General features: G+C 71.7%; 13 protein-coding genes. 12 read left to right on the top strand and 1 reads right to left on the bottom strand.

All coding sequences use genetic code 11. The annotated features are described in order from the left end of the window. On the top strand, positions 1 to 278 hold a 278-nt coding region (locus tag ABYE80_RS11580), incomplete at its 5' end, for an FCD domain-containing protein (RefSeq protein ID WP_372790434.1). Positions 279 to 288: 10 nt separating this feature from the next. On the opposite strand, the gene ABYE80_RS11585 is transcribed toward ABYE80_RS11580, so the two are convergent. Further along, the gene (locus ABYE80_RS11585) at positions 289 to 1623 is read right to left on the bottom strand and encodes an MFS transporter (RefSeq protein WP_372790435.1); all 1335 of its coding nucleotides are present in this window, start codon (positions 1621 to 1623) and stop codon (positions 289 to 291) included. Positions 1624 to 1819: 196 nt separating this feature from the next. On the opposite strand from ABYE80_RS11585, the gene ABYE80_RS11590 reads away from it, so the two are divergent. From ABYE80_RS11590 to ABYE80_RS11640, 11 genes are all read left to right on the top strand, one after another. Then, positions 1820 to 3361: a circularly permuted type 2 ATP-grasp protein gene (locus tag ABYE80_RS11590; RefSeq protein ID WP_372790446.1), complete on the top strand. Its 1542-nt coding sequence runs from the start codon at positions 1820 to 1822 to the stop codon at positions 3359 to 3361. Beyond that, the gene (locus ABYE80_RS11595) at positions 3361 to 4317 is read left to right on the top strand and encodes an alpha-E domain-containing protein (protein ID WP_372790436.1); all 957 of its coding nucleotides are present in this window, start codon (positions 3361 to 3363) and stop codon (positions 4315 to 4317) included. Before ABYE80_RS11590 ends, ABYE80_RS11595 begins: the two co-directional genes overlap by 1 nt. Next, on the top strand, positions 4314 to 5189 hold the full coding sequence (locus tag ABYE80_RS11600; protein ID WP_372790437.1) for a transglutaminase N-terminal domain-containing protein: 876 nt from the start codon (positions 4314 to 4316) through the stop codon (positions 5187 to 5189). Before ABYE80_RS11595 ends, ABYE80_RS11600 begins: the two co-directional genes overlap by 4 nt. Positions 5190 to 5328: 139 nt before the next feature. Further along, positions 5329 to 5493, top strand: a complete 165-nt coding sequence (gene rpmG / locus ABYE80_RS11605; RefSeq protein WP_372790438.1) for a 50S ribosomal protein L33 — start codon at positions 5329 to 5331, stop codon at positions 5491 to 5493. A gap of 12 nt (positions 5494 to 5505) precedes the next feature. Beyond that, positions 5506 to 5814, top strand: a complete 309-nt coding sequence (secE, locus tag ABYE80_RS11610) for a preprotein translocase subunit SecE (RefSeq protein WP_372790439.1) — start codon at positions 5506 to 5508, stop codon at positions 5812 to 5814. Positions 5815 to 5825: 11 nt separating this feature from the next. Continuing rightward, on the top strand, positions 5826 to 6347 hold the full coding sequence (gene nusG / locus ABYE80_RS11615) for a transcription termination/antitermination protein NusG (protein ID WP_372790440.1): 522 nt from the start codon (positions 5826 to 5828) through the stop codon (positions 6345 to 6347). A gap of 61 nt (positions 6348 to 6408) precedes the next feature. Beyond that, complete coding sequence (gene rplK, locus ABYE80_RS11620) at positions 6409 to 6831, top strand: 50S ribosomal protein L11 (RefSeq protein WP_372790441.1); 423 nt, start codon at positions 6409 to 6411, stop codon at positions 6829 to 6831. 2 nt (positions 6832 to 6833) lie between these two features. Then, positions 6834 to 7556 carry a 50S ribosomal protein L1 gene (gene rplA / locus ABYE80_RS11625; protein ID WP_372790442.1) on the top strand — a complete coding sequence of 241 codons (723 nt, stop codon included), beginning with the start codon at positions 6834 to 6836 and terminating at the stop codon, positions 7554 to 7556. 83 nt (positions 7557 to 7639) lie between these two features. Beyond that, positions 7640 to 8368 (top strand): 50S ribosomal protein L10, encoded by a 729-nt coding sequence (rplJ, locus tag ABYE80_RS11630; protein ID WP_372790443.1) that lies wholly within the window; start codon positions 7640 to 7642, stop codon positions 8366 to 8368. Between the two features lie 9 nt (positions 8369 to 8377). Then, the gene (gene rplL / locus ABYE80_RS11635) at positions 8378 to 8764 is read left to right on the top strand and encodes a 50S ribosomal protein L7/L12 (protein ID WP_372790444.1); all 387 of its coding nucleotides are present in this window, start codon (positions 8378 to 8380) and stop codon (positions 8762 to 8764) included. A 232-nt stretch (positions 8765 to 8996) separates the two neighbouring features. Next, positions 8997 to 10032, top strand: a 1036-nt coding sequence (locus ABYE80_RS11640; RefSeq protein WP_372790445.1) for a PLP-dependent aspartate aminotransferase family protein, incomplete at its 3' end; no start/stop codon positions are given.

Here is a 10032-nt window from a genome sequence, read left to right on the forward strand (position 1 = left end):
CGACCCGCAACCAGACGGTGATGAAGCTCATGCGCTCGCTCCTGCGCGAGCTCGAGATCGCCCGCGACATGACCCTCCACGAGCCGCTGGCTCCGGCCTGGTCGGTGGAGATCCACGAGCGCACGCTCGAGGCCATCCGCTCCGGCGACCTGGAGCGCGTCGACGTCGTCATGGACGAGCACCTTGCGGGGCTCGAACGTACGTGGGAGCGCGAGTCCGGGCGCTCGATGATCCGTCCCGTTCCCGCGTTCCTGCGACCGGTCGCCGAGCGCGGCTGACCCGGGTCGCTCACACCGGTTCGGGTGCCGGCGGCGCCCCGGTGCGCGGCGCGCTCCCGGCGGCGCCGCGTCCGGCGAGCACGCCGAGCCCGGCGGCGGCGACGGCGCAGACCGCCGAGATCAGGAACGCCTCCGGGTACCCCGAGGACGCCGCCACGGCGCCGGCGAGCGGGCCGCCCACCCCCACGCCGATGTCGAAGAACGCCGTGAACAGACCCAGCACGGCGCCGCGCCGTTCCGGTGGCTGGCCGGAGATCGCGATCAGCGCCAGCGCGGGGAAGAGCAGCGAGAAGCCCAGGCCCATGATCAAGGCGCCCGCGAACGCCACCGGAGCGGACTCGGCGACGGCCACGAGCGTCAGGCCGGTCGCCTCCAACGCGCCTGCGCCAAGCGAGGCGGGGCGGGGGCCGTAGCGGTCCGGGATCCGCCCGAGGAACAGGCGGCCGACGACCACGGCAGCGGCGAACGCGACGAACGCCGCCGCCCCGTGGCCGATGCCTTCCCGATCGAGGTGCAGGACGACGAAGCCGGCGAAGGTGGCGTAGCCGACGTTCCCCAGCAGCAGCGCACTGCCGGGCAGCAGCACGCCCGGCGGGAGCCACCCCGGCCGACGCCGGAGGACCGAGCGCTGACCCCGGCCCCCGCCTTCCCCGGAGGTTCGTGCGATCGGCGTCGCCGGGTGACGGTCATCGCTCGGACCTCCGGGTGGAGGCGCCGGTGCGACCAGCGCGGTCGGCGTCGCCGGGGCCGTCGGCGCCGGTGCGGCCGGCGCCGGCGCGGATGGGCGGTGCTCCGGGAGCCGGGTGACGATCGCCGCCGCGACCAGCGGCGTCGCGGCCGCGAACGCCCACACCGCCTCGAAGGAGCCGATCTCGAGCAGGAGCTCGCCGAAGAGGGGACCGAGCGCCAGGCCGCCCCAGATCGCCATGCCGAACAGGCCGATGGCCTGCCCGCGCCGCTCCTCGGGCGCCAGGTCGACGATCCAGGTGGCGGACGCCGTGTAGACCCATCCGTCGCCCAGCCCGAGCACCAGTCGCGCGAACACGATCCCGGCCACACCGAGGGGCACGTAATACAGGCACGCCGCGATCGTGCAGATGACCATGCCCGCGAGCACGATGGGCTTGCGGCCGTGGCGGTCGGCGAGCCTGCCTCCCACGGGGCGGCCGAGCACGGCCGCGAACGCGAAGGCCCCCGTCACGATGCCCACGGCGACGTCCCCGCCCTCGAGGGGGCCCTGGACGTAGCGGGGCAGGATCGGCAGGACGGCCCCGATGGCCAGGAACGCGACGAGCGTGGCACCGAACACGCCGGCGAAGGCGGCGCGTCGCGGCGTCCCGAGCATGCGCGGCAGTCTAGGGAGGCGGGGGGGCGCACCCGGCGTCGGGACCCGCGGCCGGGTTCGACCTCATGGACAACGGCGATGGACGTTGTTCCGACCGGCGCACAGCGTCAACTCCGGGCAAAGCGGGCATGATGAGCGGTGCGTGTCCGACCACACCACCGAACACCCCGCCATCTACGAACCCACGCCGGGGTACATGGACGAGGTCTTCGCCGCCGGGGGTGTCCCGCATCCCGAGATGGGGCCGCTGGTGGACGAACTGGCGCGGATCGGCCCGGAGCAGCTGGCCGCTGCCGGCCGCCGGCGCGACGCGATCTTCATGCAGCAGGGCATCACCTTCGACGCCACCGGCGAGGAGGGGCCCGTAAAGGACCGGCCCTTCCCGCTGGACCTCGTGCCGCGCATCCTGCCCGCGTCGGAGTGGACGCACATCAAGCGCGGCCTCGCCCAGCGCATCCGGGCCCTCAACCACTTCGTCGACGACATCTACCACGGGCGGGAGATCGTCCGCGACGGCATCGTGCCGTGGAAGCTCGTCGTGAGCCGCACCCACTTCGCCCGCGCGGTGCACGGCATCCGCCCGCCGGGCGGCGTGTACTGCCACGTCGCCGGGTGCGACCTCGTCCGGGACTCCGACGGCACCTGGAAGGTGCTCGAGGACAACGTGCGCACCCCGTCCGGCATCTCCTACGTGCTCGAGAACCGGGTCGCCATGACCCGTCTGGTGCCGCAGCTGTTCCAGCACTACCGCGTGCGTCCGGTCGACCACTACCCGTCCCTGCTGCTGGCGGCGCTGCGTGCCGTCGCGCCGTCCACGGACGACGAGGCGACCGTGGTGGTCTGGACGCCGGGACCGCTGAACTCCGCGTACTTCGAGCACGCCTTCCTCGCGCGTCAGATGGGGGTGGAGCTCGTCGAGGCGAGCGACCTCGTGGTGCGGGACGACGTCCTCTACATGCGCACGACCTCCGGGCTCCAGCGCGTCCACGCCGTGTACCGCCGGCTCGACGACGACTTCATCGACCCGCTGGAGTTCCGACCCGACTCGCTGCTGGGCGTGCCCGGTCTGGTCCGGGCCTACCGCGCCGGGACGGTCGCGATCGCCAATGCCCTGGGGACGGGCGTCGCGGACGACAAGGCGGTCTACCACTACGTCCCGGAGATGGTGCGGTACTACCTCTCCGAGGAGCCCATCCTCCAGAACGTGCAGACCTACCTGCTCACCGACCCCGAGGCGCGGGCCGAGGTGCTCGGCCGGCTGGACGAGCTCGTCGTCAAGCCCACGGGCGAGTCCGGCGGCAAGGGCGTCGTGATCGGTCCCAGCACGTCGAAGGAGGACCTCGAGGCCCTCGCGGCGACGATCGTCGCCGATCCGGGCGCCTTCATCGCGCAGGAGGTCGTGAACCTCTCCACGGTCCCGACGACCGGGGTGGACGGCGTGATCGCCCCGCGTCACGTCGACCTGCGTCCCTTCGCGGTGTTCGGCGAGACGATCAAGATCGTGCCGGGCGGCCTGACGCGCGTCGCGATGGTCGAGGGCTCGATGATCGTCAACAGCTCGCGCGGCGGTGGGTCCAAGGACACATGGGTCCTCGAGGACGGCCAGGACGGCGATCGTGCCGAGACGATCACGCCCGGACCGCTGCCGCCGACCATGCCGGACCTCCGTTACGGGAGCGGCTGGTCCGGTCAGGCCCAGCAGCAGCAGCAGCAGCGCGATCCGGAGCCGGAGGTCTGATGCTCGCCCGCATCGCTCACGAGCTGTTCTGGCTGGGGCGCAACCTCGTGCGCGCGGAGCACACGGCGCGCATGCTCGACGGGGTCTTCCAGGCGGACGTGCAGGGCCGCCCGGACGATCCGGCGGGTGTGACGCTGAGCTGGGGGTCGATCCTGGCGATCATGGGCGCCAACCCGGAGGGCGCGCCGGCGCGCCGCGACGACGTGCTCGAGCGGCTCACGCTCGACGCGGAGGACCCCTTCTCCGTGGTCTCGTGCGTGCGCCGTGGCCGCGAGGGCGCCCGCACCGTGCGCGACGTCATCAGCGCGGAGATGTGGGAGGCCGTCAACACCACGAACCTCACGCTGCTCGAGGGCGACCTCTCGGCCCGGCTGCGCACCGGCCCGTACTCGTTCTACCAGTACGTGAAGGAGCGCTCCGCGCTGTTCTGGGGCCTCACCGGCCGGACGATGCTGCGCGACGACGCCAGCGCGTTCCTGATGGCCGGCGGTCGCATCGAGGCGGCCGACATGGTCCTGCGCATGCTGCGCGTCGCGCTGCCCGTCGGCGACCCGGACACCGCCGCCCGCGACGGTCAGGCGCTCGCGCTGCTCCAGGCGGTCGGGGGCTTCCAGGCCTTCCGCCGCGCCGTCCCGGGCCCCCCGAACGCCCAGCCCGTCGCGCGGTTCCTCCTGTTCGAGCGGGCTTACCCGGACAGCGTCGCCGCCTCCGTGGACGCCCTGCTGCGCGCGATCGACCGTGCCGACATGAACCCACGCAACAGCGAGCCGGTCCTGCGGCTCACCCGGCTGGGCGCCGACCTGGAGTTCCGTCGCCGGGCCGCCGACGACGGGACCGAGGACGGGGACCTCCAGAGCGCGTTCGAGCGGATCCAGTCCGAGCTCGCCCTCGTCGACATCGACATCGCCGAGCGCTACTTCGCCGGCGCGTCGGCCCTCGGAGTCGTCACCACGTGAACTTCGCCATCCGCTACCTGACCGAGTACCGGTACGACGCGCCGGTCACCGACAACCTCAACGCCTTGCGCGTGCGCCCCGCCACGACGAGCACCCAGCGCTGCGACGAGTTCCAGTTCCGCACGGACCCGGAGACCCGCGTGCACCGCCACGTGGACTACTTCGGGACGGAGGTCATCGAGTTCGGCATCCCCAAGGCGCACGACCACCTGACGATCGACGTCCGCGCGCGCGTGGTCACGGCGCCGCAACCGGAGCCCCAGGACTCCTCGTGGGACGAACTCGAGTCCCCGTCCTACCAGGAGGCAGCGGGGGAGTTCCTGCTGCCGGCGGCCGACGAGCCGGACCTCGACCTGCTCACCGAGCTGTTCGAGGTGACCCGCGCCAAGACGCCGCCGATGACCCTGCGGCTCCTGTGCGAGCTGATCCCCGACCGGTTCCGCTACGACCCGCACGCCACGTACGTCGGGTCGACCGTCGAGGACCTGCTGCGCGGCGGCGGCGGGGTCTGCCAGGACTTCGTGCACCTCGGCCTCATCCTGCTCCGTCACCACGGCATCGCCGCGCGCTACGTGAGCGGCTACCTGTGGGCGGCGCCCGAGGACGGCGGGGCGGACTCGCTCGAGGTCCACACGCACGCGTGGCTGGAGGCCCTGCTGCCGGACGGCGCCGGACGCGGGGAGCCGGTCTGGGTCGGCGCGGACCCGACCAACCGCCGGCTCGCGGGGGAGACGCACGTGAAGATCGGGCACGGCCGGAGCTACAGCGACATCCCGCCGATCAAGGGCGTCTTCCGCGGGACGGCGACCTCCCGGCACGAGGCCACCGTGCAGATGACCCGGCTCGATCCGCAGTCCAGCGCGCGGGCCTGAACGGGGCCGGGGCGGGCGTAGCAGCGTCGCCCGACGGACCGCGCTATCCTCCCTCGTCGACTCGCTCCCGGGCGGGTCTTTCTTTCGCCCGGAAGCAGGTCATAGCACCGTCCTTCTCACTTACTCTGGGGAACGCCACATGGCCCGCGGAGATGTGCGTATCGCTGTCACCCTCGCCTGCGAGGAATGCAAGCGGCGCAACTACCAGACCAACAAGTCCAAGCGCAACAACCCCGATCGCATCACGCTGCGGAAGTACTGCAAGTGGTGTCGGGGTCAGACTCCCCACAAGGAGACCCGGTAAGCGGGACGCCTCGTGGCGCGCGACGACGACAACGACCCGCAGGACCCGGCTGAGGAGCAGGCGCTGGCCGCCGCCGCCATGGCCGCTGCGCCCTCGGCGGCAGCCCGGGAGCCCGTTGGTCCCGAGCAGACGGCCAAGGGACCTGCGCGGTTCGGCCGGTTCCTCAAGGCGTCGTGGGCCGAGCTTCAGCGCGTCCAGTGGCCGGATCGCCGTCAGGTCGGTCAGGCCACCGCCGTCGTCCTCGGGTTCGTCGTGGTCGCGGGCGCCTACCTCGGGCTCGCCGACCAGGTCGCCGAGCGGTTCGTCGACATCATCCTTTAAGGCAGGAACGCATGTTTCGCTGGTACGTCGTCAACACATATTCCGGGCACGAGAACAAGGTCAAGCAGAACCTCGAGCACCGCACGGTCTCGCTGGGCCAGAAGCGCTTCCTGCGTCAGATCGTCGTGCCCACGGAGACCGTCTCCGAGGTCAAGGACGGCGAGAAGAAGACCAAGGAGCAGCGCACCATGCCGGGCTACGTGCTCGTGAACATGGAGCTCAACGAGGACTCCTGGCAGCTCGTGAAGGGCACGCCGGGAGTGACCGGGTTCGTCGGCGCCTCCAACGAGCCGGTCCCGCTCACGCAGCCCGAGGTCGACCGCCTGCTCAAGCGCGAGGTCGCGCAGAAGGTCCAGACGAAGGCGCAGTTCAGCATCGGTGAGTCGGTCAAGGTCGTCAGCGGCCCGCTGTCGGACTTCTCCGGGGAGATCTCCGAGATCAACCAGGATGCTCAGAAGCTCAAGGTGCTCGTGTCGATCTTCGGCCGTGAGACCCCGGTCGAGGTCGGTTTCGACCAAGTGAAGAAGATCTAACCCAGCCGAGACGACCACTCCCGCCGCGGTACTGCGGCGCTGTGGCAGGCGAAAGGAACAGATGGCGAAGAAGGTCCTCACCCAGATCAAGCTGCAGGCCGTTGGCGGCCAGGCCAGCCCGGCTCCGCCGGTCGGCCCCGCCCTGGGCCAGCACGGCATCAACATCATGGAGTTCTGCAAGGCGTTCAACGCGCAGACCCAGTCCGACAGCGGCACGGTCATCCCGGTCGTCATCACCGTGTACGAGGATCGCTCGTTCACGTTCGTGACGAAGACCCCGCCTGCCGCCGTCCTCATCAAGCAGGCCGCCGGCATCGAGTCCGGCTCCGGTGAGCCGCACCGGACGAAGGTGGCGACCCTCACCGAGGCACAGATCCGGGAGATCGCCGAGAAGAAGCTGCCGGACCTGAACGCGAACGACGTCGACGCCGCCGCGAAGATCATCGCCGGCACCGCGCGCTCGATGGGTGTGGAGGTCGTCTAGTCATGAAGCACGGTAAGAGCTACAACGACGTCAAGCTGCGGGTCGACCGCAACCGCGAGTACTCGCCGGCCGAGGCCATCGCGCTCGTGCAGGAGATGAAGCGCGCGAAGTTCGACGAGTCCGTCGAGATCCACGTGCGCACCGGCCTGAACGTCCGTCACGCCGACGAGCAGCTGCGCGGCACCATCGCGCTGCCGCACGGTCTCGGCAAGGACGTGAAGATCGTCGTGTTCGCCCAGGGTCCCAAGGCCGCCGAGGCCGAGGCCGCCGGCGCGGACATCGTCGGCGCCGAGGATCTCGCCAAGCGCGTCGAGGAGGGGTTCACCGACTTCGACGTCGCCATCGCGACGCCGGACCTGATGCCGCTCGTCGGTCGCCTGGGTCGCGTGCTCGGCCCGTCGGGCAAGATGCCCAACCCGAAGGTCGGCACCGTGACGATGGACGTCACGAAGGCGGTCAGCGAGGCGAAGGCCGGCAAGGTCGAGTACCGCACGGACCGCACCGCGATCGTGCACCTCGTCATCGGCAAGACGTCGTTCCCGGCCCAGCAGCTGCTCGAGAACTACGCCGCGGTCATCGACGAGCTCGTCCGCGCGAAGCCGTCGGCCGCCAAGGGCAAGTACCTGAAGACCATCACCATGGCCTCCACGATGGGGCCCGGCGTGAAGGTCGATCCCACCCGTACCCGCGACATCCTCGAGGAGGTCGCGCCCTCCGCGGCGTAGCCTCTCTCCACAGTCGCGCCACCGAAGACCTCCGGCGCGCCCCTGACGAGGATCAGGGGCGGGAAGTCCGGAACAGGAGGCCCATGAACAGGGAACAGAAAGCCGCGGTGATCGATGAGATCGCCGCCGATATCACGGAGTCCGAAGCGGTGTTCGCGGTCGATTACCGCGGGATCACGGTCGCCCAGGTGGCCGATCTCCGCGGGAAGCTCCGTGAGGCCGACGCGTCGTTCCGCGTCGTCAAGAACACGCTGACCGAGCGCGCGGCCGACAAGGCCGAGGCGGCGGAGCTGAAGGGTCTGCTGACGGGCCCGACCGCTCTGACGTTCGTGCGCGGTGACGTCGCCGCGGCCGCCAAGGCCGTCGCCGACGCGCAGAAGACCACGCAGCTGCTCGAGTTCAAGGGCGGCCTGATGAACGGCCAGCCCGTGGACGCCGCGCAGATCACGGCGATCTCGAAGCTGCCGTCGCGGGAGGTCCTCTACGGACAGCTCGTCGGCGTCGTCGCCTCGCCGATCACCGGCGTGGTGCGCACGATGAACGCGCTGATCCAGGGCGTCGCCATCCAGCTGGGTGGCGTGCTCGAGAAGAAGCAGTCGGGCGAGATCCCCTCCGGGGACGCGCCTGCGGCAGCTCCGGCTTCGGAGGCGGCTCCGGCCGCTGAGGAGGCACCGGCCGAGGATGCCGGCGCCGAGGCGCCCGAGGCCCCGGCCGAGGACGCACCCGCTGAGGAGGCCGCACCGGCCGCTCAGGACACCACCACTGACAACGACCAGGCGGACGCGTCGGCAACCGACGCCGCCGACGCATAGGAGAACCACATGGCTACCACTCAGGAATGGATCGACGAGCTCAAGAGCATCTCGGTGCTCGAGCTGTCCGAGCGCATCAAGGCGATGGAGGAGGAGTTCGGCGTGTCCGCGACGGCCGTCGCGGCTGCCGCTCCGGCCGCCGGCGGCGGCGCCGGCGGTGACGCCGGTGGCGAGGACGAGGGCAGCTCGACTGTCGACGTCGTCATCACGGCTGCCGGCGACAAGAAGATCCAGGTCATCAAGGTCGTCCGCGCGGCGACCGGCCTGGGCCTGAAGGAGGCCAAGGCCGTCGTCGACGAGGCCCCCAAGGCCGTCAAGGAGGGCCTCGAGAAGGACGAGGCCGAGAAGCTCAAGGCCGAGCTCGAGGAGGCCGGCGCCACCGTCGAGCTCAAGTAGCTCGCCGGTCGGCTCGACCGACCTGCACCGCTGTGCCGAGGGGCGTCCGTTCGCGGGCGCCCCTCGTCGTGTGACGGGCGCCGACGCGGAAGCGGGGCCGGGCGAGGTCCGGGGCGACCGCTTCGCCGACCTGGCACCGGTCGGGCGCTGACCGGGCTGGTTTCGGTCCACGGGCGGTGCACCGGTCGGCGCGGGCCCGGACAGCCTCACGCCATGGACTACCGTGGCGGCCATGGCGCGACCTGAGGAGCTGAACCCCGAGACCTGGGCCATCGTGGGCGGGCGACCGGCGGACGCGCCCGGTGCCCCGCTCAACACGCCCATGGTCCCGTCCTCGACGTTCGTCCTCGGCGGGGAGCGCATCTACAGCCGCAACGAGGCGACCGAGGGCTGGGAGGCACTCGAGGAGCTCGTCGGGGGCCTGGAAGGCGGGCATGCCGTGGCCTTCGCGTCGGGCATGGCGGCGTGCGCCGCCGTCCTCGGCGGACTGCCCTCCGGCGCCCACCTCGTGCTCGGCGACGACTGCTACCAGGGCGTCGCCGGTCTGGCGCAGGCCGGCGCCCGCGAGCACGGCTGGCGGGTGGAGCGCCTCCCGGTCGCCGATCCGGCCTGGGCCGCGCGGGCGGCCGAGGCCGACATGCTCTGGATCGAGTCCCCGTCGAACCCCCTCCTGGAGGTCGCCGACGTCGCGGCGATCTGCGCGGCTCCGCGGCGCGAGGGCACCACGGTCGTGGTCGACAACACGTTCGCGACGCCGCTGGGCAGCCGGCCCCTGGGCCTGGGCGCCGACGTCGTCGTGCACTCGGCCACGAAGTTCATCGGCGGGCACTCCGACCTGCTGCTGGGCCTCGCGGTGACGGCGAGCGACGAGCGCCTCGCCCGGCTGCGGGGCGCCCGAGGACTGAGTGGAGCCACCCCGGGGACCCTCGAGTGCTTCCTCGCGCTGCGCGGGGCGCGCACGCTGCCCCTGCGTCTGCGCGCCGCCACCGCCAGCGCGCAGACGCTCGTCGCGCGCCTACGAAACCACCCGTCGGTCACAAGGGTCCGCTACCCCGGGTTCGGGGCCGTGGTCAGCTTCGAGCTCGCCGACGGTTTGGCCGCCGACCGCGTCTGCGGCGCGGTCCGCGTCGTGCGGCACGCCACGAGCCTCGGCGGGGTGGAGACGACGATGGAGCGCCGCAACGCCCATCCGGGTCAGGAGCACATCCCGCCCGGCCTCATCCGCATGAGCGTCGGCTGCGAGCACGTCGACGACCTGTGGGGCGACC

Source organism: Paraconexibacter sp., from assembly GCF_041602235.1.
Lineage (GTDB): Bacteria > Actinomycetota > Thermoleophilia > Solirubrobacterales > Solirubrobacteraceae > Paraconexibacter.